This window comes from Treponema sp. R80B11-R83G3 (assembly GCF_054786115.1).
On the sequence record NZ_BDHF01000024.1, the window covers coordinates 1 to 22,062 of the forward strand.

Consider the following 22,062-nt stretch of genomic DNA (forward strand, 5'->3'; position numbering starts at 1 on the left):
TTTCCAAGCAGTTCAGGCGTACCGAACCAGCAACGCTAATTCCTTACAGGATATAGAGTTAGCACAGGAGAACCCCGACAACAACTGTTGTTTATTGCAATTTCAACAATGTTACCAGCATTGGGGATTACGCTTTTTCCGGTTGCACCAGCCTTGCCAGCGTAACCATACCAAACAGCGTTACCAAAATTGAGTGGAATGCTTTTGGCGGTCCCAACTTCCTTACTGGCATCACAATTGCGGCAAACAAAGATTATGCAGGTAGATTTCCTAATAACTTTGCTTCCTTCTATGATAGCCAAGGGAAAAAAGCCGGAGCATATATGTGGTCAGGACGCATTTGGAGAATTGCCACAGCAGCCGAATTTGAACAATCAAGTAAGGAGGCTGAAGCTATTATTCAGTATGCAGCTAAAATCGGTTTTCGGGTAGCAAAAAAAGGTTCGGGCATAGTTATTTTAAAATATGTTGGAAAAGAAAATGTTGTCGAAATCCCGTCGAACATACTAAATATTCCGGTTATCGAGATTGGGTTTCAGGCTTTTTCGATTTGCTACAACCTTACCAGCGTAACCATACCGAACAGCGTTACCAGCATTGGGGATTACGCTTTTTCCGGTTGCGGCCTTGCCAGCGTAACCATACCCAACAGCGTTACCAGCATTGGGGATTACGCTTTTTCCGGTTGCACCAGCCTTGCCAGCGTAACATTTGCAACAGGGAGTAACATCACAGACTTTGGAAACAATGCCTTTCCTGAAGACAACGGATATAGCAGTGGAAACGCCTTAAAAACTGCCTACGCAACAGGAAAAGCTGGAACTTACACAAGGCCGAAGATACTCGGCTACGATACGTGGACGAAACAGTAACGCAAGAGTGACTCCTATGATTTAGTCAAGAGGAATTTTGTTTTTTCCTCTTGACCGCTCCTTCTCCTTAAGCACACATTGTTTGTCCGGTCGAAACAATGGACACGCACGGGTGACTCCACTTTTCTACTGGCGAGCTTACGGGAACAATTAACCGCAATATCAGAAACCTACAAGAAGCAGTCAGCCTTATCGGCGAGATACGCGCAAAGCTCCCTGACCACTAAAACACATGGATAATGTTGTTTACAGTGATACTTTTTTTTGATGTGTTTTAGTGGTCAGGCTGGCGAACTTTTACGCTAATAGCGATCCCGGTAACAGCGGTAATTAGCGGTGGTAGCGCACTTGTAACTGACACCCAAATTTCATAGTGTCGTCAAGAAATTGGCGACACTAGTACTCTGTAACATTTAAATATTTACAAAGAGAACCTCACGCAGAAGCGCAGAGGCGCAAAGTTGTTGTTCGCAGGATCATCGTTTTTCCTTCAAGATGAGTACCAAGAAATCTGCCGCTAAAGCGGCTAACGCCAATGCTAATTCCGCTAAACAAGCATATTAAGCAATAAAAGCCCTTACACAAATACCTCCCGTGATGAATAAAATCGGCTCCAGCCGGGCTTCGCCCGAGACAGCAGCCAAAAGAGCGAATAAAGGTAAAAGTCAATCTGCTAACACGAAGACGCAACCAGTCAATCCATTACTCACGGAAGAAGAGGTCATACAAATACGGTATCAGACATTTTTTTGACTTGACCTCCATGTAAAAAAGACGTATATTGTAAACATTGACGAAAAAGCGTTTTTAGAACGATTGGACACGCACAATAATTTAATGCGGCAATTAATCGAAAGCATGCCCAAACCTGCAAGCAGATTTACAGGAATAATGGAGACAGTCTTTTTATCCCCTTCTCCCTTTCTTCCCTTTGTGTCCTTCTCTTTCTCCGTGTTCTTCGTGAGAAATCTTCTAAAATTATTCCCACGCCTTGGGGCAAAAAGAATTTTTTAGCTTTAGACCTTCACCGCTTGCTAAAACCGTTATTGTAATAAATAACATAAAATAGTATGATAAAAGGGCAAACGGCATTAAAGGAGTATCAGCCATGATAACCGAACCGAATGGCCTAAATAAAGAACTAACTCGCATACGAAAAGCGCAAGCAATATATGCGAACTTTACTCAAGCCCAAGTAGATAAAATCTTCTTTTCAGCGGCAAGAGCCGCCTCAAAGGAACGCATCCCCCTGGCAAAAATGGCAGTAGCCGAAACAGGCATGGGCGTCGTCGAGGACAAAGTGATCAAAAACCACTACGCCTCCGAATACATCTACAACGCTTACAAAGACGCCAAAACCTGCGGCGTCATTGAGGACGACCCCGTCTACGGCCTCACCCGCATAGCCGAGCCTATCGGACTCGTGGCGGCGGTCATCCCCACTACCAATCCAACCTCCACCGCCATCTTCAAATCCCTCATCTGCCTGAAAACCCGCAATGGCATCATCATCTCGCCGCACCCACGAGCAAAAGCGTCCACCTGCGCCGCCGCCAAAATCGTGCTAGATGCCGCAGTACAGGCAGGAGCGCCCGAGGGCATCATCGGCTGGATAGACGAGCCGAGCCTTGAAATGACTACCATGGTAATGAAAGAAGCCGACATCATCCTTGCCACCGGCGGGCCTGCGATGGTCAAGTCCGCCTACTCCTCAGGCAAACCCGCCATCGGCGTCGGGTCGGGCAACGCGCCCGCCGTCATCGACGACAGCGCCGACATACTCCTTGCGGTCAACTCCATCATCCACTCTAAAACGTTTGACAACGGCATGATATGCGCCTCCGAGCAGTCCGTCATCGCCCTGCACGCCGTCTACGATAAAGCGAAAGCGGAATTCGCCCGCCGGGGCTGTTACTTCCTTAACCCCGACGAGGCGGAAAAAGTACGCAAGACGATTATTGTTAATGGGGCGCTTAACGCGAAAATCGTCGGGCAGAAAGCCGCGAAAATCGCCGAGCTTGCCGGAGTACAAGTCGCCGGGACGACAAAGATACTCATCGGCGAAGTTGAAAGCGTCGAGCTTTCCGAAGAATTCGCCCACGAAAAACTGTCCCCCGTGCTGGCCATGTACCGCGCGAAAGATTTTGACGACGCTCTGGACAAGGCCGACCATCTGATAAGGGACGGCGGCTACGGCCACACCGCCAGCGTCTACCTTAACCCTCAGACAAGCGCGGACAAACTCGCAGTCTTCAGCGAGCGCATGAAGACCTGCCGCATACTCCTGAACACCCCGTCCGCGCACGGCGGCATCGGCGACCTGTACAACTTCCGCCTGACCCCCTCGCTCACCCTCGGCTGCGGCAGTTGGGGCGGCAATTCAGTTTCGGAAAACGTCGGCGTCAAACACCTGTTAAATATAAAAACACTCGCGGCAAGGAGGGAAAATATGCTGTGGTTCCGCACACCCGAAAAAATCTATATCAAGAGGGGATGCCTCCCCGTAGCTCTCGACGAGCTGAAAACCGTTATGGGAAAAAAACGCGCGTTCATCGTAACTGACACCTTCCTCTACCAAAACGGCTACACCAAAACGATAACCGATAAACTGGACAGCCTCGGCATCGTCCACGAAACTTTTTTTGACGTCGCCCCCGACCCGACCCTCGGCTGCGCGAAAAAAGGCGCGGCCATTATGAGCGCCTTCAAGCCCGACGTAATCATCGCCCTCGGCGGCGGCTCGGCGATGGACGCGGGCAAAATCATGTGGGTACTCTACGAACACCCGCAGGTTGATTTTGAAGACATGGCGATGCGCTTCGCCGACATCCGCAAACGTGTCTACACCTTCCCCAAAATGGGAGAGAAAGCCTACTTCATCGCAATACCCACCTCCGCCGGAACCGGCAGCGAGGTAACGCCCTTCGCCGTCATCACCGACGAGACCAAGGGAATGAAGTACCCTCTTGCCGATTACGAACTGTTAGCCGACATGGCGATAGTGGACGCGAACGTGCAAGACAACGCCCCCAAGGGCCTGACCAGCGCCAGCGGCATTGACGCGGTAACGCACTGCCTGGAAGCCTACGCCTCGGTCATGGCGACCGACTACACCGACGGCCTTGCGATACAGGCGCTCAAGGTGATATTTGAATGGCTGCCCGCCGCCTACAACGAAGGCGCGGCAAACCCCGTCGCGCGCGAAAAAATGGCGAACGCCGCCACGATGGCGGGCATGGCATTCGCCAACGCCTTCCTCGGCGTGTGCCACTCGATGGCGCACAAACTCGGCGCGTTCCACCATCTGCCCCACGGCATCGCCAACGCCCTGATGATCAGCGAAGTGCTCCGCTACAACGCCGTCGAAGTCCCCCCGAAGATGGGAACCTTCCCCCAATACGACCACCCCAAGACGCTTTCACGCTATGCGGAAATTGCCGACGCTCTGAATCTCGGCGGCACAACCGACGAGGAGAAACTGGAAAACCTCATTGCCGCCATAGAAAAGCTGAAAGACCAGATCGGCATCAAGAAGACGATCAAAGACTACGGCATAGACGAAAAGGACTTCCTTGCCCGCCTCGACGACATGAGCGAAAAAGCTTTTGACGATCAATGCACCGGAGCAAATCCGCGGTATCCGTTGATCGAAGAAATTAAGCAGATGTTCCTCAACGCTTTCTATGGGAAGAAGGAGAAGGTGTAAAATGAGCAGTTACAAACTTGATACTTTACTTGCCGACCGAGGGTCGAAAAAAATATACCGAGACGGGGACAAGGTGATAAAACTCAGGGAAAAGGATTTCCCCGCGCCGGACGTTTTTTCCGAAGCGCATAATCTTGCCGTAGTTGGGGAGACCGCTCTCAATGTTCCCCATTTGGTGGAAGTGACGAAAATCGACGGCAAGTGGGCGGTAGTGTGGGAATATGTTGAGGGAACTTCCCTTGACAAGCTGATGGAAAAAAACAGGGACAAGGAACAGCAGTACCTTGAGCGCTTTGTTGACGTTCAGCTTGACATGCACCGCCATAACGCGACAAGGCTTCCCCTGCTTGTCGAAAAAATGGAACGCAAGATCAAGGCTTCCGATCTTGACTCTACCGCACGCTACGAAATTCTGGGAAGGCTGGCGAGTATGCCTAAACACACCAAACTCTGCCACGGCGACTTCAATCCAGCCAATGTCGTGATTACCGAAAAAGACGAAGCGTACATAATCGACTGGTGCCACGCCACCCAGGGCAACGCCTCAGCGGACGCGGCGCACACCTACCTGCTGTTCCGTCTTGCGGGCAACGTCGATCTTGCGGACAAGTACCTTGCGCTGTTCTGCAAAAAGAGCGACACGGCGAAACACTACGTGGAAAAGTGGCTGTCTATTGTGGCGGCGTCTCAGCTTCACAAGGCAAAGCCGGAAGAAAAAGAATTGTTGCTGCATTGGGCCAATATAGCGGAATACCAATAATTATTAAAAGGCATATATGAAAGTAACGGTTTGTATCGGCAGTCTTAATATCATTAGTCGTTATGCACCGACTTGCTCGTTGAAATTATGGCGTTATTATATATTCCTTTATTTTATCTGATAAAGTTTTATAAATATTATTTTTATTTTTTTGTTGAGAAAAAAAATTGTGTAATAATTCTAATGATTTATTTTCAGGAAATAGTATTGGCAAAATCTCTTTACAAATATCTCTATTGTTAAATAATTTTCTAAATACAGAAACTTCAATACATCTAATTTCTTCAAAGGTGCTTTTATCATCATCATCAAAGTTAATTGACGGCATATCCGGTATTTCTCTTTTCCATTTCTCCAAATGCTTTAGCAACTCATCCCATATTTCAGGATGAACAATTTCATCCCAAAATTCTTTTCCATAACATAATTTTACGGATACGTTATAGTCAGAATTAATCTTAGCGATTTCCGCTGTGTAGTATTTTTTGTTTTTTGTCAGACTTGGGTCTATAAAATATGTAAAGCATTTTAACTTTGTTTCATCGTATTTTTTTATTAGTGCAGATATTTTCTTTTCAAAATTACCAAGCTGTCCTCTCTTTTTTGTAGAATCATGATCATCTCTGACTTTTTGTTCGACAAAATATATGTAGTTATTATCTTTGAAAAGCTGGTCTAAATCTAAATATTCTTTTTCCATTTCTATTTTTTTAGGTAAAATCGTAAACCCAAGCTGTTCAAAATATTTTTCAAAAATAATTTCAAGAGCGTCACCAAAACGGATTTCATTCGATTGGAGTAAGTTTTGAAGTATCTTTGCTTTTGGCTTTGTCGGTCTAAATAGTCCAATATACCTTTCGGGATAATTTGTGATTTTTTCAAGCAGATCGCGTTTTGAACTTTCAAATATTTGTTTATTTAATATGCTCTGAAAAACCTTATACTCCATGCCTTACCTTCAAGTATTCATTTCTCAATTCGTCTATTAATATTGATTTGTCATCTCTTATAATATACCAAAATTTCCAACCATTACATGACGGTGTTTGTTGAATTACCGCTCCAATTCGATGAATGGAGCCTTTTGTATTACGGTATTGCAAATTACCGTCTGAAAGAACAATGGCTGTCGCGCTATATGTTTTTTTTGCATGAAGCGGTTCGCCAACTTTTATAAATTTTTCTTTTATTAACGTTTCAAAAGGAACTCTTAATTGTTTTTCTTTTTCTTCTTCAACCCAATCAGCTTCCTCAAAATATTCTTTAACGCTATTTATTCTGTTTTTAGCGAGAGTTATATATTCGGATTCTTTTTCTATTCCGATGTAACTGCGTTTTAGTTTTTTCGCGACAGCGCCCGTAGTGCCTGTTCCAAAAAACGGATCAAGAACAATGTCTCCCTGTTTTGACGTGGATAAAATTACCCTTTTAAGCAGCTCTTCCGGCTTTTGAGTTGAATGCGCTTTTTTGCCGTCATCTCCTTTTAGCCGTTCTTCCCCGATACACAGTCCAATTTTCCAGACGGATGTCATTTGTTTGTTACCATTATATTTTTTCATCAATTTATGGTTAAAGGTATATTTTTTTAACTCTTTGCTTTTTGAACACCACAAAAGCGTTTCAGTGGCATTGGTAAAACGGGTTCCCATAAAATTGGGCATCGGGTTGGTCTTATACCATGTTACATCATTCAAAATCCAGAATCCCAAATTGAGCATGATATTTCCAACACGGAAAATATTATGATAACTGCCTATAACCCATATTGTGCCAGTATCTTTCAGTATACGCCTACATTCCTTCAGCCATGCCGTGCAAAAAGCGTCATATTCGGAAAAAGAAGCAAATTTATCCCATTCATCATCAACCCCGTCAACTTTGGTATTATTTGGGCGATAAAGCGCATTTTCCAATTGCATATTATAGGGCGGATCGGCAAAAATCAAATCTATGGAATTATCAGGAAATTTCTCCAATTCTTTAATACAATCACCTTGTATTATGGCATTTAGCTTCATGAGTGTGATTTTATGAACCTTTAACTTTTATGTCAAGAGGGCTTTTTGGATATAACTTTAGAAATATCTTGAAAAGGCGTGTCGCATAACGTTCCGGCAGTGACTGACGTTTTTTTTGCGCCCGAACCTCAACCGAGCCGCGTATGCTGCGAAGGTTCCCCTCTTGATAAGGAAAGCGCAAAGCGGTTTATTTAATTATATACTTGACAGGGCATAAGCCCGACTGCGTTTTTGCGTCTTCGTGTGAGGTCTTATCGAAAAATTTAGCTTTTACAGAGAATCAGTACCCCTGCGGCTGGAAGAACGTACCGGCTATCTGCGGAAAAACTTTTCTCTGTCAGCAAATCGCGGCACGCGAACGGAATCGCAATTTCCGCCTGTGATTTATTGTGGTTCAATACAAAGATAAATTCTGTTTCTCCCTTTATTCTGCGTGAGGCTTCAATTCCTTCTTGGCTGGGAAATACCGGCTTTATGCCGCGTTCAGCGCAAATTGAGGCGGTAAAACGGTCTGCAAGAGCCGCTTCGGGGCGCGAGCCAAAGTACCAAACATAACCCTTGCCGTAACTGTTTCTGCAAACTGCGGGGGTTCCAGCGTAAAAATCATCCGCGTAATCGGCGACAGTTTGGGCGCCTTCGGGATGGATAATGTCGCAGAGCAAATCGGATTTCCATGTTCCGGCAAGAGGGCCGTCCTTAAAGATCAATCCGTTAAACTGATCTTTTGGCAGAGCGTCTGTCTCTTCCACCCACAAGCCGCAGAGCGAACGCAGTTCTCCGGGATAGCCTTTCGTTGTTACCAAATCATTTTCATCGGCCATGCCGGAAAAATAAGTGGTAACCAATATGCCTCTGTTACGGACAAAGGACGCAAGTTTATCCGCGATATTCGGCTTGATCATGTACAGAACCGGAGCAAAAAGTATTTTGTAACTGTCCAGAGGAGTCTCCATGCCGATTATATCCACGGAAATATTTTGCCGCGCAAGTACGTCATAAAAACGGAAAACTTCTTCGATATAGTTCATGTCGCGTGTGGGGCCTGCTGATAATGTTGTCGCCCACCAGTTGTCCCAGTCAAAGAGTAGTGCCGTCTCGCTTGCAAGGCGGCTGCCCAAAAACGCATCCCCAAGTTTTTTAAATTCTTCTCCCATTGCCGCCGCTTCCTTGAATACCCTTGTGTTTTCATTAGCGTAATGATCGATAATAGCCCCATGAAATTTTTCGCAGCAACCCCGCGAGCGGCGCATCTGAAAAAACATAACGGTATCGGAGCCGTGGGCTAAAGCCTGATAACTCCACAGCCGCATAATGCCGGGGCGTTTAAGTGAGTTATAAGGTTGCCAGTTTGTGACGCTGGGAGTTTGTTCCATTAGGAAAAACGGCTTTCCTTCGCCGCAACCCCGCATAAGCGCATGGTTCATGGCGGTACGAGTGTAGGGAGTATCAGGAGAAGGATAGTTGTCCCATGAAATAAAGTCCAGTTTCTTTCCCCACTTAAAATAATCCAGATCCCAAAATGTTCCCATCATGTTTGTAGTTACGGGAATATTGGGCGTGATTTCTTTTAAGACTTCTGCTTCGGCAAGACAGCACTCTAACAGGCTGTCGGAATTAAAACGCCTGTAATCAATGGATTGTATCTGGCAAGAGGTGTGGTTTACGTACCATTCTTCGCTTAAATGGCTTGGAGAAACAATATCATCCCAATCATAGTAAGTGTGCCCCCAGAACGAAGTGTTCCACGCTTCATTTAACGCGGCGATAGTTTTGTACTTCCGCTTAAGCCACTCCCGAAAAGCCTTTTCACAATTTTCGCAATAACAAATGCCTCCGTATTCGTTTGAGATATGCCACGCGATAAGGTTATCCAATTTGCCGTAACGTTCCGCCAATCTTCGCGCAAGCCGCGTTGAATACAGCCGGAATATTTGACTGTTGGGGCAGGAATTATGCCGTCCGCCGAATTTTCGTTTTGAGCCATCGCTGTTAACCCGCAATATTTCGGGATATTTACGCGCCATCCATGCCGGATGAGCCGCCGTTCCGGTGGCAAGGCATATCTTCATACCCGCCTTGCTTACTGTTTCAATCACCGCGTCAAGAACAGAGAAATCATACTCGTTCTGCGAAGGCTGTAACAGCGCCCAACTGAATACATTGACAGTCAGTATGTCGATACCCGCAAGGCGCAGAAGGCGCATATCTTCCAACCATGTTTCCTTTGGCCATTGTTCGGGGTTGTAGTCCCCGCCGTAAAGAACTTTGTTTATTTGCTGTTCCATAATGTTCTCCTATCCTTAAAAATCAAATTAAGCCCTTCTAAAAAATATGTAAATATGGTATAATACTTTATATTTTTTTAAAAGGCGGGAAATATGATTATTTTAACATTGAACTGCGGTTCATCATCGGCTAAATATCAGGTTTATAACTGGGAAACCAAAGATGTCATGGCGGTTGGCATTGTGGAAAAAGTAACCATTGGCGGTTCTTTTATCTCCCATAAGGCAAAGGGCAAGGAAGAAATTACCTTTGAGCATGATTGTCCCACACACACGGATGCGATTGAGCTTATTATTAAAACTATTACAAACAAGGAAACGGGCGTTATTAATGATATGTCGGTAATAAAAGCCGTTGGACACCGTGTTCTGCACGGCGGAATGAAATTTACAAAGAGCGTCATTGTCGATGATGCGGCAATGGCGGCTTTTAACGAAGTTAAGGATTTGGGTCCGCTCCACAACCCGGCGAATATCATGGGTATCGAGGCGGCGCAGAAAGTTCTGCCTCATGCGCCTCATTGCGCTATTATGGATACGGCATGGCATCAGACAATGCCGCCCGAAAATTATCTGTATGCTGTTCCCTATGAATGGTACGAAAAATATCAGGTACGCCGTTACGGTTTCCACGGAACAAGTTTCCTTTATACGGCGAAACGCGCAGCCGTGTTATTGGGGCAGGACCCTTTAAAAACAAATGTGATAATTTGCCACATTGGAAACGGCGCTTCGGTGAACGCCGTTAAAAACGGCTGTTCTTTTGATACCTCTATGGGCATAACTCCTCTTGAAGGGCTTGTCATGGGCACACGCTCAGGCGATATTGATGCGGCTCTGCCTTTTTACGTTATGCGCAAGACAGGAATGAGCGCAACAGAAATGGAAAACGCATTAAACAAAAAATCCGGTCTTTTGGGACTGACGGGCAAACATACCGACAGGCGCGATGTTCAGAAAGCGGCTGTTGGCGGAGACAAGCAAGCGTTACGCACACAATTTATCGAAGCCCACCGAGTAAAAAAATATATAGGAGCGTATCAGGCTGTTTTGGGCAGAGTAGACGCACTTGTTTTGACAGCCGGAGTTGGAGAGTTTGCGTGGTTTATGAGAGAGAAATATCTTGACGGACTTGAGGGCATTGGAATGTCTTTTGATCCGCGAAAAAACAAACTTTCCTGCACAAGAAATACCGAAACAATTATCAGCAAGCCGGAATCAAAAATACCGATTTTTGTTATTCCGACCGATGAAGAATTGGTAATGACCGAGGACGCTTTCGCGTTGATGAAGGGAACTTACGACACCCACACGAATTTTACCTACTCTTTCCAGAGCAAGGACTATGTGAACAAGGAACGCGCCGAAGGATTAAAGCATGATCTTGCGAAAAATCCCGATCTTGCCGAGATAATTGCCAAGCCAAGGTAGTTTGGTTAAAGTAGTAACAAAGGTACGATTTGAATTCAAAAACTGAATTGTTATGTATCGGCAATTCTATTGTCGATGTATTTGTGGAAATTGATAACGATCTTGCGTTAAAGTACGGTATTCTCAATCCGGTTCAACATATTGGTGGCGATATAGTTGAAGCGTTGTTGAGTGAGCCTTCCATTAATTTTGCCGAGTCGGTAAAAAGCTCAGGCGGGGGAGCGGCTAATGTCGCGAAGATTGCCGCCATGCTTGGAATGGACGCGGCGTTTTGCGGCTGTGTCGGGCAGGATGATCTTGCTTCAATCTTTGAAGGAGAGATAAAAGAAGCCGGCGTTTCTTCCATGCTTGTAAAATCCAATGAGAAGACAGGCTTATGCTTTGCGTGTAGCGTCAACGGAGAAATCCGTTTTGCCGCAAGTCCGCGCGCTGCGCTTGAGCTTAACGAGTCTCATGTCAGCGAAGATTTAATTAGCGGCGCGGAAGCGGTTATCCTTGACGGCTTTATACTAGACCGCCGCTCTTTAGTACAGCATATCCTAAGACTTGCCAGCCGCAACGGAATACCAGTCGCCCTTGACGCAGCTTCGATCATGCAAGTAAAAAGCAAAGCTGAAGAAATACTGACATACAGCCGCAGTTTTCCCCTCTTTATTTTTATGAACGCCGATGAAACAATTGCCTTTTTTAACACACTCAGAAAAGAACAAGATGTGGGAATTAACATGACAGATAAAGACAAGGAAGCCCTAATCCTGCGCGACATTTGCCCCATGTTGAAAATAATCACAGACGGTGAATTATTCCCGATTATCGTTATCAAACTTGGAGGCCGTGGCGCGTTAGTAGTCGCCGGCGGCAATGTATACAGCGAAGAAACCTTCGCTGTTGCCGCGCCTAAAAACACCGTAGGCGCCGGAGACGCTTTTTGCGCCGCCTTTATTTCCGCGTGGATAAGGGATAAATCCCTCTCTGAATGCGCCGCTCTTGGAAACAAAGTCGCAAGAGAAATCCTCGAAGTCACCGGAACGCACATTAAAAGCGGAAAGTTAAAATCGTTTGCGAAGATTTTGCAGAAGTAGGATTTAATCCCACTTTTTGAACATAAAGAAAACGGCGCACAAAATAAAAACAAACCCTACGAAATAATTCCATTTTAATTGTTCTTTTAAATAAGTAACAGAAAAAATTGTAAACACAACAAGCGTAATAACTTCCTGTATTACTTTAAGCTGAGCCGCCGAATAATACGTATAACCTATGCGGTTGGCCGGAACCTGAAGACAGTATTCAAAAAACGCTATCCCCCAACTGATCAGAATTACAATCCACAATGGACTTTCATTGAACTTTAAATGCCAGTACCACGCGAACGTCATAAATACATTTGAGGCTGCCAGCATTGCTATCGGAATTAAACTTTTAATTTCCATGTTTTCCTTTTATGTTATTTTAAAAGAAATGACGGGAAATTTCCAGAGAAAGCATAAAAAAGAGAAATTTCTACCACGAACCACACAAACGTAATGAGCTTTAGGCGGTTAAGTCTATGTTTTGCCCAAGATTGGGTTCTGGTACGGGTACGGTCGAAACAAGGTTATTCACCGCCTCCGCTTGTTGTTTCATGGTGTCAAGTTCCATTGCCTGTACTTGTACTGCGGCTTGTTCCTGTATATTCGCCTGGCTCATGTCTACTGATAATGATTCTATATCCATATATATATTGTACTGTTTTTTAGGGGAAAGTGCAACTAATAGTTTGACGGAAAATTTTTCTATATATTTCTCAATATCAAACTGCCGTGCTTATTGAATATTAAATTTTTTATCATATAATATAATAAAATTGACATATTATTTAAAATTTGATAGAATCATGTTTATGAAAAAAGTAGTGTACTGTTTTATATTTTTCTTGATTGTTAATAATTTATGTTTTTCTCAAGATATAAAACAGCCAACACCTCCAACAGAGCCTAGTAAACCAACTGTAAATGGAGCGCCTGAAAATATTTCATCTTATCCAAGATTTCCGTCATCGCCAAAATTGCCTTCGTTTCCAAATAAAAATAATCAAAATAATGGCTCTGTGCGTGAAATAGAAAAATATGAATTAATTGTTTCTGAGGCCTTTCCACAAGGAAATACAAAACGAAATGTTGCTAATACAATTAAGAAAGCTCAATATACATTTTATTCAAATAACACTATACAAATAAAATTAGATTTTACTGATGGCTTGCAATACATTTATCATTTAAGAAATAATCGATCAAAAACAGAAATACAACCTGGCATTTTTAGAGAAATATATGAAACTATAGTACAGGCTGGCGGAAAATTTTTACTTGATCAATGTTTAAGTGAATTATATAGGAATGAAAATAATATTACATCATTAACAGTTATCGGAAATAATAAAGTTGCTGTAGTATTAAATTTTAGCAAAAAATAATTATATATTAATGATATACGATATTACGGCATATTACGACCGAAATGTTAGGCGAAATGGCGTCAAAATATTTTATGGGTAGTATATAAAAAATTATACGGGATAATAGTTGACAAAATAAAAATAATATGATAAACTCAAAATATGAAGTTAAATATTCCCCAAAAGTATCAAAAAGACATTGAAATTGCTACAAATTTACTCAAAGAAGAAGGTTGTCAATCAATTTATCTGTTTGGGTCATTAGTTACTGGAAAAAATCATGACGAGTCGGATATTGATATTGGCATAAAAGGACTTCCAAAAGGAAAATTTTTTGAAATTTGCGCGAAAATATACTTTGCAATGGATAATGATATTGATATTGTCGATTTTGATAAAAATGACGATTTTTATACTATGTTAAATCGTATTGGAGAGGTAATACAGATTGGATGAAATTACTAGAATAAAAATTGAACATGAAATTTCACGAATTGAGAAATCATTGATAGATGTTAAGCCATTATTGGATTTATGTAAAATTAAGGATAAACCTGATATTATAGAAATGACCGCAGCCGCTCAGGTATTACATTCATTTTATAATGGGGTGGAAAGCGTTGTTATATTATTTTTAAAAAGCATAAATGAAAAAATACCGAATGATAACAAATGGCATAAAACTTTATTTGAAATTATGTTCGGTCATAATTCAAAGAAAATAGCGATTATTAGGAATGATATTAAAAAACCATTAGAAAAATATATGTATTTTCGGCATTTTATAAGACATTCATATAGTTCTGAATTAGACTGGGGAGAAATGGAAATATTGGTAAAGAATCTTGAAGAAATATGGAAAACAATAAAAACTGATTTTGAATTATTTATAAAAAACAATTAATGCAAAATGCTCCAAATTCGCATAACAGATCGGTAAACACTTCACCTTCTACGGCATACCAGTCTTGTAAACCTAACCCAAAAAATATTCAAATATCTACATTTGTTGTGTACTGTTTTTTATTTCTGGCGTATATATTTCAATATAATTCCATCCTTCATATATGTAGTATGGAGTATATTTATACAATAATGTATCTGATACTAAATCGTCATCGTCAAAAAAGGTATAGTCATAAGGCAACTTCGGAGTACGAGGTTTTATTTCGATCGGAAAATTTTCATCTTCCGTTTTTCCTAAATCATCAGAAAATAGTTTATCCTCATTGTTTTCGCTTTTATCAGTTGATTCATGTTCAAAAAATTGTTCATTATTCTTTTCACAAGAAAATAATAATACCGAAGAAACCACCAATAGAAAAACACTCCAAAAAACATATTTTTTATACGTTGTTTTCATTTTTCCCTCCCAGTAAAAATGATTATATTTTACTCTATGTAAAAACGGTGTCGGTCACCGTTGCCTTTTTCGTTTTCATTTTCCCCTCCCAAAGTTAAAGTTTATAATTCCATGCGCTATTGCGCTTGGTTATTTTTCATCTTCTTTCATTTGCAATTATTCCATAAAAACTATACACATATCCTTTTACCAACCTCGAAGTTTCCGCAACATATATTTAACAAAGGAATCATCAGGGTCAAGACATACCGCAGTTTCATAATCCGCGATAGCCTGTTGCTTATTTCCTTTTTCTTCGTATGCAAGACCGCGGAGGTAATAAAGAAACGCCCAATCGGGATCAAGACGTATCGCTTGTGTATAATCTGCAATGGCGCGGTCGTAATCATTTTTGTCGTAATATGCATTACCACGGAAGTAATAAGCATAAGCGGAATTGGGGTCAAGCCGTATCATCTGTGTATAATCTGCAATAGCGCGGTCGTAATCACCTTTGTCGTAATATGCATTACCACGGGAGTAATAAGCATAAGCGGAATTGGGGTCAAGCCGTATCATCTGTGTATAATCTGCGATGGCGCGGTCGTAATCGCCCTTATCTGAATACGCAAGACCACGGTTGCGATAAACAAGCGCGTCATTTGGATCAAGCCGTATCGCTTGTGTATAGTCAGCTATGGCGAGGTCGTAATCACCCTTGTAGTAATACGCAATACCACGGTTGTAATAAGCATAAGCGAGATTGGGATCAAGCTGTATCGCTTGGGTAAAGTCCTCTATGGCGTGGTCGTAATCTTTCTTTTTGTTATACGTAGCACCACGGTAGTTATAAGCAAGTGCGAGATTGGGATCAAGCCGTATCGCTTCGGTATAGTCTGCGATGGCGTGGTTGTAATCACTCTTGCAGTAATACGCATTACCACGGCAGTAATATGCTTTAGATAAATTTGGATCAAGCCGAATCATTTCGGTATAGTCAGCGATGGTGCTGTCGTAATCACTCTTGCAGTAATACGCATTACCACGGTTACCATAAGCATAGGCGAAATTGGGGTCAATCCGTATCGCTTGGGTATAGTCTGCGATGGCTTGCTCATAATCACCTTTGTAATAATACGCATTACCACGTTTGTTATAAACAACAGCGTCATTTGGGTCAAGCCGTATCGCTTTGCTTAACTCCTTTATCGCCTCATCATATTCAGTATAATTTTCTTCAGATATTATATTAATCGTTTCACAAGAAAATAATAATACCGAAAAAACCACCAATAGAAAAACACTCCAAAAAACATATTTTTTATACGTTGTTTTCATTTTTCCCTCCCAGTAAAAATGATTATATTTTACTCTATGTAAAAACAGTGTCGGTCACCGTTATTCCCTATACCGAATGCCCCATGTTAATTTTTATTACAGATAAATCGATCTTCATACACACAGAAGAAATCTTCTAACTGCACCGGAGTTAATTCACATGAACAAAAAGGTTCTGGCAAATCATGTTTATTTATTGTTTTCACAGAGTTGTTAATGTTTAATAAGTTTTTTAATCCTTTTCTTGTTCCCGCATGGATATATATTTTTTCCGGTAACAATTTTAATTTATATCCTATTCTTAATGCAACATCATAACAAAACAATTCACCTGCTCCAGTAACTTTATTATCAGTAATAATATTTATAAGTTCATCAAAACTTTTTGAATTTTCTATTTTTTCTTGTACTTTAAGTAGATTTTGAAAAAAATTATCATATACATCTTTATTTATATGCCTTTGATGTGGACATAAATTACCATTTCTATTTTTTGACATGACTGCAATTCTAATAGCATTTTTAAGACAATTTTGTTCAATGGTATATTCAATAAAATCCCAACAACATATATTACTATATTTTTCAAGGTATTCAGCTATTAATGTTTTGTAGCAATTAATCTTATCCATATTTTTCTCCTTCTATCAAATTGATTATTTTATTCAAAAGTATATCGAACAGGATTTCGGCAACCTTGATATTTAGCTGGTATTTCTTTATTCAAATACCTTTTTTTCACTTCGGCGGGCGCTTCTACTCCGTCAAAACGTATTCTTTTATTTACTTCACAGCGTTTTGTGTTTGCCCTCATTACATTGCATCTTTTTTTATCTTTCTCACATTCTTTAACTGTTGTTATATGCCATATTTCAGGCTTGAACACCCCTTGCACTATGCCATCGGCGACAGCAAGGACATAGTCGGAACTTCGTGCCTTGTCTATATTCGCCTTCCAACAACGGCGTGCAGCGTCATATATCTTTTCATAAGTAATACTTATGGGAATTCGAACGAGCATACACTTGTTCGGAAATTCTGAAATAATGTCAGCCATATATTTTCCTCCTAAAATAATTTAAATTCTTATTGGATACGCAACGGTGTTGATTATCACTGTTCGTGTCCAAGTTTTCATAAGTACCTTAAAACGAATCTCTGTATGCTTTAAGCTGAAGTGCAAGTTGATATGTTTGTTGTGTTACGCCTTTAGCATAGCTATTTATTGATAAAGTTCCATAAAAATTCCCCTGTTTGTCGTATAATCCAGGGGCATTATTAGCGTATTTATTAAATGGACTTTTATCAGAATAATCTGAACCATAATTGCCATATTTATTAAAAATACAGAACGCATTATATTGTGAGCCATATTTTCCATATTTATTGTAGATAGAATTTGAATCATATTCATTTTCGTTTAATGTACCTAAAAATGTCCCATCGGAGGCAATTATTCGAAGATCACTTAATGAAATTCCATAAAGCGAAATAAGAGAACAACATAACAACAACCCAAAAATAAAAATTACTTTTTTCATATAAACCTCCAAAAATTAATATTTTATTCCATATTGTAGTGCTATAAGACTGGTAAAGTCAAGTAAAATACACCTCAATAGGCTGGTTATAAGGGGAAAATAAAGGCTATTAGCATAAGAAATGACCTTAAAGTAAGTTTTTATCAGCAACATGAAGGAATTCCGCAAAAAAGAAGGTATGTCTTAGATGAAACTTGTAGAATATTGTAATTCATAACCCACTTATATTGGAGAAATAGAAGTAGGGAAAAAATTCCCTTCTATACAACATGATTGAAAAATAGTTGCTATTCTAAAGATAAAGCCATAACATTTTTTTATAGATCGTACAGAAAAAAACTATGATATAAACACTAAAAATAATTACCCTGAAATGCCAAAATCAATACAAAATGAAATAAGAAAAGGATTGAACTTTTCAATTGATGAATTAATCAGAGAAATTTTTAAGAAATATTAAACTATGGATATTAATCCCTAGCCTTAAAATCTGATGGTCTGTTATACTATAAATTAAGGAGAAATTTATGTCGCAAGCGCAAACTATGACTCTTGACGAAAAACTTGCCACCTCAAACAAGACATTTACATTATTGGAAGCTGAAGACAGAGATGGATATAGCCGTCTTATAAGATCAATTCCCATGCCCTCGTATTTAGCAAAGATTTACAAAAAAAAGTAGGTGTAGAGCCTCTTATAACTAGCGGTTGGAATTATTGGAAGCGAAGGCGGAATTTGGCAAAGATTGGCTTAGTAAATAGCATTTATGAAGCGGATATATCTATTGAAGCAGGACGCAAGGATTTGCATATCCTTATTGCCTCAGTCAGAACAACAAAATTAAAAAAGTAAGAGCCATGTTCAACAGATTTCATCGCCTCGGCGGTAGCCCAGCTTGCTAACAACAATCTTCCCTTTCTTCTCTTTTCTTTTGTTTAGATCCAATAGAAAAAGCCCTGCTCAAACAGTGGTTTATTAATCTTTCCGCAGGGCAACCATATATTCGCCGCCATATTAGCCTACGTAAAACCTGAAATACTAAAGCTGGCAACAAAGCTCAACCATTTTGCAATGAAAACAAAAATCTACATGGCTTCAATGAAAACGGCAATGGCTGCCCTTCAGGAGCTCTCGTAAAGTTCCCAAAATTTATATTTTTGTGTAACATGAGTTAATAAATAGAAACGGCTTGGTTATGATATACTAAGAAAAGAGGCAGCAAGCTTTTATAAGGCTTCATAAAACAGGAGGAGGCATGGACAAGGATTTTGCTGACATAATCCAGCGCATGGTCAATGAACAAGGCAAGGAAGTGCTAGTGAACGGCAGAGCGAAGACGTACCTGTCTGACTACTGCAAAGGGCAGTTCAAAAAAGAAGCGGTAATTTTCCGGCAGATACTGGAGGCGAATTGCGGAGAGAGCATCAACAACGCCGACAACGTGTCGGAATGCAAACAAAAACTTGTGGAGAAGCTGGAGGAAGATAACGGTCTGTCCCCTAAGGCAACGTCAGAATATCTCAACCTGTTGGGATTGATATTAAAAGGAGATGTTAGTAAGACCGGTATAAACAAGCAAATCCCGCCTTCATCGCGTGATACTGCATGGTATGTATTGGTAAATGGCGCTAAAAAAGGGCCATTAGACAGGACAGATTTAAACGCTATGTTTGTAGCGGGAGAGATAACCCAAAAATCTTATGTATGGAAGAAAGGCATGGCGGATTGGGTGGAAGCTGAAACTATACAAGAGTTGGAAGAAAGTATAGCCGATCTGCCGCCCCCATTACCGCAGAAACTTACGGCAGTTTTCTCCACCGGCACGCAAACGGCAGCAAATCCGCAAAGTGCCGTATCCGCCGACATGGTGCGCATACAAGACGGAACCTTTAAAATGGGCAGCCCTGCCAACGAGTTAAGCCGTGGTAGTGATGAAGTTCAGCATCAGGTAACGGTAAGCGGTTTTTACATGGGAAGATACGAAGTAACACAGAAGGAATATAAGGAAGTAATGGGGACAAATCCCAGTAAATTTAAGATGGACGACCTGCCGGTGGAACGTGTAAACTGGTATGATGCGGTAGAGTACTGCAATAAGAGGAGCCAAATGGAAGGATTAACTCCTGCGTATACCAGAAACGGCGATAACGTAACATGGAACCGAGGGGCTAGCGGCTACCGTCTGCCTACGGAAGCAGAATGGGAATATGCCTGCAGAGCTGGGACGACAACGCCGTTCAGTACTGGGAACAACATCACAACAAGTCAGGCGAATTATAATGGAAAATATCCGTATAATAATAACGCGAAAGGAGAAAACAGGAAAAAGACAACGGCAGTGGGAAGCCTTTTGCCAAACGCATGGGGATTATATGATATGCACGGGAATGTATGGGAGTGGTGCTGGGACTGGTATGGCGATTATACAAACAGGTCGCAGACTGACCAAATTGGGGTGGTTATTGGCACTCACCGGGTGCTACGTGGCGGGGGCTGGAGCAGCTGCGGCCTTGACCTGCGTTCTGCGTGTCGGGACTACTTCTACCCGAACTACCGGAACTACAACATCGGCTTCCGGCTGGTGCGTTTCTGAGTTCTGCGTCAGTAGCAGAGGCGACATATACAAGTCGTAGCGACATGAAAGGGAGCGGATGCGTGGGCATGGAGCGGGGAATGCGAAAGAAGAAAGAAAAGTAAAAAAAGAAGAAAGGGAAGATTGTTGTTAGAGAGTTGGTCGAAGGCTCCTCCCTAAGCTCTACTACCCAATTGTTGAGGTTGTTCACTATACCGCTTTCTTTGTGCTTGGTTGTCAAATATCTTTCTCTTTAGCTAATTATATAACAGATATGTTGTTTTTTCAACAAAGAAATATTTCTCCATGCCGCTAGAACGGAACTCTCAATCGGAATATTTGGTTTCAACAATGAGGATATAGACTATATTAAAAACCATTTTATGATATAATAATAATAAGGAATAATAAATGAATACTTCTTTATTAGCAAGTATTAAATGGGTTATTTCACAACATGGAGAAAGCGTACTCGGAAATCCATCACAGTTAAGAAAACTAATTGCTAATCATACAAAGAATGAGCCTAAAGAAGAGCGTATTGCCTTTGGTCGTTGTATTGAAATGGGCTTTTATAAGGAATTGAAAAAATCTCGAAATATAGATGAAAGGAGTAAAATAAAAACCGAGTTGGCTTTTAAATTACAAATAAAAACTGCCTTAAATATATCACTTTGTAAAGACGCTCTGGACATACTTGATATAGCTATTTATGGAAATACAGCGCCATTTTTATCAATGGCAATGCCTTTCCAATATTCAAAGTACAGGAATATTGTAAGAAAAATAAAAAACCAAGTATTCATAATATTAAAAAAACCGGAAATAAAATGGGTTAGTATTGGTATAGCAGCAATTATGGTTATTGCAATTATCTTTAATTTTTTTCTTAAAAATAATTCTAATAATTTAATAGATAATAGAATTGAAGAATTAAAAAGAATAACAGAACAACAAGAACAAATAGTCGAACAATTGGAATTAATTAAACAACAAATTGAAAATGGAAAAAATAATAATCCTAATGTTCAAAATACAACAAAACAACATACACAAAAAGAAGTATTAATTGAAAATCTTCAAAACGATTTACTTATGAAAATTCTTACAGAAAAAAAAGAAGGTAGAATTGATATTACAGGAAATATAAAAGTATTGGTTTTCCCTACAAATTATAGAGGTAATAAATTTAAAGAAGGACTTAACAGTCTTACACCTATCATACAAGAAAGCATTAATATTATTAATCAACAAGCAAAAAGATATAATCAGAATATTATTATTGAATGGGAATATATAACTTTAAATAACGGAGCATATTTAACTATAAATAATAATTCAGAAGTATTGAAACAATACAATCAATATAAAAATAAATATAGCAATTTTAATCATATAGTTTGTATTTATGCAATTGATAAATTGGAACGTTCTTATTTTACATTTACAGGGAAATTAGGTAGAAGTGAAGAACATGCAATAATTTGGTTTAGAGATAATAATGGATTTTTAAGCGGTACACTCGCGCATGAGATTTTTCATGCTTTCGGCGCTGAAGATTTGTATTATGAAAAAGGTGTAGTTCCACTAGAAGTAGAAGATAATTTTAAAATATTATTGGGTAATTCAATAATGATAAATAGTCAAAGTACTTCAGGATTAGACCCAATAAACGCTTGGCTTATTGGATGGAATAAAAAACCTGAACCATGGTATGCATGGTTTATTGACAAGAGAGATAAATCAGTCGATTTAGGAC

At 40.7% G+C, this 22,062-nt stretch carries 21 protein-coding genes and 1 pseudogene; 12 read left to right on the plus strand and 10 right to left on the minus strand.

Going from position 1 to position 22,062, the window contains the following annotated elements; translation table 11 throughout:
• Positions 1-116: 116 nt before the first annotated feature.
• From ACYVRH_RS05305 to ACYVRH_RS05320, 4 genes and pseudogenes are all read left to right on the plus strand, one after another.
• Positions 117-245: pseudogene (locus ACYVRH_RS05305) on the plus strand (leucine-rich repeat protein); the annotation flags it as partial.
• A gap of 78 nt (positions 246-323) precedes the next feature.
• The gene (locus tag ACYVRH_RS05310) at positions 324-872 is read left to right on the plus strand and encodes a leucine-rich repeat domain-containing protein (RefSeq protein ID WP_461255891.1); all 549 of its coding nucleotides are present in this window, start codon (positions 324-326) and stop codon (positions 870-872) included.
• Between the two features lie 1,108 nt (positions 873-1,980).
• A complete protein-coding gene (gene adhE / locus ACYVRH_RS05315; protein WP_461255892.1) occupies positions 1,981-4,578 on the plus strand; it encodes a bifunctional acetaldehyde-CoA/alcohol dehydrogenase in 2,598 nt (865 codons plus the stop codon).
• 1 nt (position 4,579) lies between these two features.
• Positions 4,580-5,338: a phosphotransferase family protein gene (locus ACYVRH_RS05320; protein ID WP_461255893.1), complete on the plus strand. Its 759-nt coding sequence runs from the start codon at positions 4,580-4,582 to the stop codon at positions 5,336-5,338.
• Between the two features lie 85 nt (positions 5,339-5,423).
• Here the strand turns inward: ACYVRH_RS05320 and ACYVRH_RS05325 are convergent, their stop codons facing one another.
• From ACYVRH_RS05325 to ACYVRH_RS05335, 3 genes are all read right to left on the minus strand, one after another.
• Entirely contained in the window at positions 5,424-6,287 is an 864-nt protein-coding gene (locus ACYVRH_RS05325; RefSeq protein WP_461255894.1) for an HpyAIV family type II restriction enzyme, read from the minus strand.
• Positions 6,277-7,314, minus strand: coding sequence for a DNA methyltransferase (locus tag ACYVRH_RS05330; RefSeq protein ID WP_461255895.1), 1,038 nt, complete (start codon positions 7,312-7,314; stop codon positions 6,277-6,279). The genes ACYVRH_RS05325 and ACYVRH_RS05330 overlap by 11 nt, the downstream gene beginning before the upstream one ends.
• 305 nt (positions 7,315-7,619) lie before the next feature.
• Entirely contained in the window at positions 7,620-9,641 is a 2,022-nt protein-coding gene (locus ACYVRH_RS05335) for a beta-galactosidase (protein ID WP_461255896.1), read from the minus strand.
• A 93-nt stretch (positions 9,642-9,734) separates the two neighbouring features.
• Between ACYVRH_RS05335 and ACYVRH_RS05340 the strand changes: the two genes are divergently transcribed.
• Complete coding sequence (locus ACYVRH_RS05340; RefSeq protein ID WP_461255897.1) at positions 9,735-11,072, plus strand: acetate kinase; 1,338 nt, start codon at positions 9,735-9,737, stop codon at positions 11,070-11,072.
• A 29-nt stretch (positions 11,073-11,101) separates the two neighbouring features.
• A complete protein-coding gene (locus tag ACYVRH_RS05345; protein WP_461255898.1) occupies positions 11,102-12,154 on the plus strand; it encodes a carbohydrate kinase family protein in 1,053 nt (350 codons plus the stop codon).
• Positions 12,155-12,157: 3 nt separating this feature from the next.
• On the opposite strand, the gene ACYVRH_RS05350 is transcribed toward ACYVRH_RS05345, so the two are convergent.
• On the minus strand, positions 12,158-12,505 hold the full coding sequence (locus ACYVRH_RS05350; RefSeq protein ID WP_461255899.1) for a DMT family protein: 348 nt from the start codon (positions 12,503-12,505) through the stop codon (positions 12,158-12,160).
• 100 nt (positions 12,506-12,605) lie between these two features.
• Positions 12,606-12,788: a YjfB family protein gene (locus tag ACYVRH_RS05355; RefSeq protein ID WP_461255900.1), complete on the minus strand. Its 183-nt coding sequence runs from the start codon at positions 12,786-12,788 to the stop codon at positions 12,606-12,608.
• A gap of 166 nt (positions 12,789-12,954) precedes the next feature.
• Between ACYVRH_RS05355 and ACYVRH_RS05360 the strand changes: the two genes are divergently transcribed.
• The 3 genes from ACYVRH_RS05360 (at position 12,955) to ACYVRH_RS05370 (ending at position 14,413) form a co-directional block, all read left to right on the plus strand.
• Positions 12,955-13,527 carry a hypothetical protein gene (locus tag ACYVRH_RS05360; protein WP_461255901.1) on the plus strand — a complete coding sequence of 191 codons (573 nt, stop codon included), beginning with the start codon at positions 12,955-12,957 and terminating at the stop codon, positions 13,525-13,527.
• A 144-nt stretch (positions 13,528-13,671) separates the two neighbouring features.
• Positions 13,672-13,965: a nucleotidyltransferase domain-containing protein gene (locus ACYVRH_RS05365; protein WP_461255902.1), complete on the plus strand. Its 294-nt coding sequence runs from the start codon at positions 13,672-13,674 to the stop codon at positions 13,963-13,965.
• On the plus strand, positions 13,958-14,413 hold the full coding sequence (locus ACYVRH_RS05370) for a ribonuclease toxin HepT-like protein (RefSeq protein WP_461255903.1): 456 nt from the start codon (positions 13,958-13,960) through the stop codon (positions 14,411-14,413). The genes ACYVRH_RS05365 and ACYVRH_RS05370 overlap by 8 nt, the downstream gene beginning before the upstream one ends.
• Positions 14,414-14,509: 96 nt before the next feature.
• Here the strand turns inward: ACYVRH_RS05370 and ACYVRH_RS05375 are convergent, their stop codons facing one another.
• From ACYVRH_RS05375 to ACYVRH_RS05395, 5 genes are all read right to left on the minus strand, one after another.
• The gene (locus ACYVRH_RS05375) at positions 14,510-14,872 is read right to left on the minus strand and encodes a hypothetical protein (protein WP_461255904.1); all 363 of its coding nucleotides are present in this window, start codon (positions 14,870-14,872) and stop codon (positions 14,510-14,512) included.
• A 186-nt stretch (positions 14,873-15,058) separates the two neighbouring features.
• Positions 15,059-16,189, minus strand: coding sequence for a tetratricopeptide repeat protein (locus ACYVRH_RS05380; protein WP_461255905.1), 1,131 nt, complete (start codon positions 16,187-16,189; stop codon positions 15,059-15,061).
• 86 nt (positions 16,190-16,275) lie between these two features.
• A complete protein-coding gene (locus ACYVRH_RS05385; protein WP_461255906.1) occupies positions 16,276-16,821 on the minus strand; it encodes a hypothetical protein in 546 nt (181 codons plus the stop codon).
• Positions 16,822-16,850: 29 nt separating this feature from the next.
• Positions 16,851-17,246 (minus strand): hypothetical protein, encoded by a 396-nt coding sequence (locus ACYVRH_RS05390; RefSeq protein ID WP_461255907.1) that lies wholly within the window; start codon positions 17,244-17,246, stop codon positions 16,851-16,853.
• A gap of 88 nt (positions 17,247-17,334) precedes the next feature.
• Positions 17,335-17,730 carry a hypothetical protein gene (locus ACYVRH_RS05395; protein ID WP_461255908.1) on the minus strand — a complete coding sequence of 132 codons (396 nt, stop codon included), beginning with the start codon at positions 17,728-17,730 and terminating at the stop codon, positions 17,335-17,337.
• 527 nt (positions 17,731-18,257) lie between these two features.
• On the opposite strand from ACYVRH_RS05395, the gene ACYVRH_RS05400 reads away from it, so the two are divergent.
• The 3 genes from ACYVRH_RS05400 to ACYVRH_RS05410 all read left to right on the plus strand — a co-directional run.
• Complete coding sequence (locus ACYVRH_RS05400; protein ID WP_461255909.1) at positions 18,258-18,413, plus strand: hypothetical protein; 156 nt, start codon at positions 18,258-18,260, stop codon at positions 18,411-18,413.
• A 573-nt stretch (positions 18,414-18,986) separates the two neighbouring features.
• Entirely contained in the window at positions 18,987-20,324 is a 1,338-nt protein-coding gene (locus ACYVRH_RS05405) for an SUMF1/EgtB/PvdO family nonheme iron enzyme (RefSeq protein ID WP_461255910.1), read from the plus strand.
• A 390-nt stretch (positions 20,325-20,714) separates the two neighbouring features.
• A partial coding sequence (locus ACYVRH_RS05410) for a hypothetical protein (RefSeq protein WP_461255911.1) occupies positions 20,715-22,062 on the plus strand: 1,348 nt, incomplete at its 3' end.

Bases quoted from the DNA above. Each gene is read 5' to 3' on its own strand.
- ACYVRH_RS05380 (WP_461255905.1), bottom strand. From the start codon at position 16,189: ATGAAAACAACGTATAAAAAATATGTTTTTTGGAGTGTTTTTCTATTG.
- ACYVRH_RS05320 (WP_461255893.1), top strand. From the start codon at position 4,580: ATGAGCAGTTACAAACTTGATACTTTACTTGCCGACCGAGGGTCGAAA.
- ACYVRH_RS05325 (WP_461255894.1), bottom strand. From the start codon at position 6,287: ATGGAGTATAAGGTTTTTCAGAGCATATTAAATAAACAAATATTTGAA.
- ACYVRH_RS05360 (WP_461255901.1), top strand. From the start codon at position 12,955: ATGAAAAAAGTAGTGTACTGTTTTATATTTTTCTTGATTGTTAATAAT.
- ACYVRH_RS05390 (WP_461255907.1), bottom strand. From the start codon at position 17,246: ATGGCTGACATTATTTCAGAATTTCCGAACAAGTGTATGCTCGTTCGA.
- adhE (WP_461255892.1), top strand. From the start codon at position 1,981: ATGATAACCGAACCGAATGGCCTAAATAAAGAACTAACTCGCATACGA.
- ACYVRH_RS05395 (WP_461255908.1), bottom strand. From the start codon at position 17,730: ATGAAAAAAGTAATTTTTATTTTTGGGTTGTTGTTATGTTGTTCTCTT.
- ACYVRH_RS05355 (WP_461255900.1), bottom strand. From the start codon at position 12,788: ATGGATATAGAATCATTATCAGTAGACATGAGCCAGGCGAATATACAG.
- ACYVRH_RS05350 (WP_461255899.1), bottom strand. From the start codon at position 12,505: ATGGAAATTAAAAGTTTAATTCCGATAGCAATGCTGGCAGCCTCAAAT.
- ACYVRH_RS05385 (WP_461255906.1), bottom strand. From the start codon at position 16,821: ATGGATAAGATTAATTGCTACAAAACATTAATAGCTGAATACCTTGAA.
- ACYVRH_RS05405 (WP_461255910.1), top strand. From the start codon at position 18,987: ATGGACAAGGATTTTGCTGACATAATCCAGCGCATGGTCAATGAACAA.
- ACYVRH_RS05400 (WP_461255909.1), top strand. From the start codon at position 18,258: ATGTCGCAAGCGCAAACTATGACTCTTGACGAAAAACTTGCCACCTCA.
- ACYVRH_RS05340 (WP_461255897.1), top strand. From the start codon at position 9,735: ATGATTATTTTAACATTGAACTGCGGTTCATCATCGGCTAAATATCAG.
- ACYVRH_RS05335 (WP_461255896.1), bottom strand. From the start codon at position 9,641: ATGGAACAGCAAATAAACAAAGTTCTTTACGGCGGGGACTACAACCCC.
- ACYVRH_RS05375 (WP_461255904.1), bottom strand. From the start codon at position 14,872: ATGAAAACAACGTATAAAAAATATGTTTTTTGGAGTGTTTTTCTATTG.
- ACYVRH_RS05310 (WP_461255891.1), top strand. From the start codon at position 324: ATGTGGTCAGGACGCATTTGGAGAATTGCCACAGCAGCCGAATTTGAA.
- ACYVRH_RS05365 (WP_461255902.1), top strand. From the start codon at position 13,672: ATGAAGTTAAATATTCCCCAAAAGTATCAAAAAGACATTGAAATTGCT.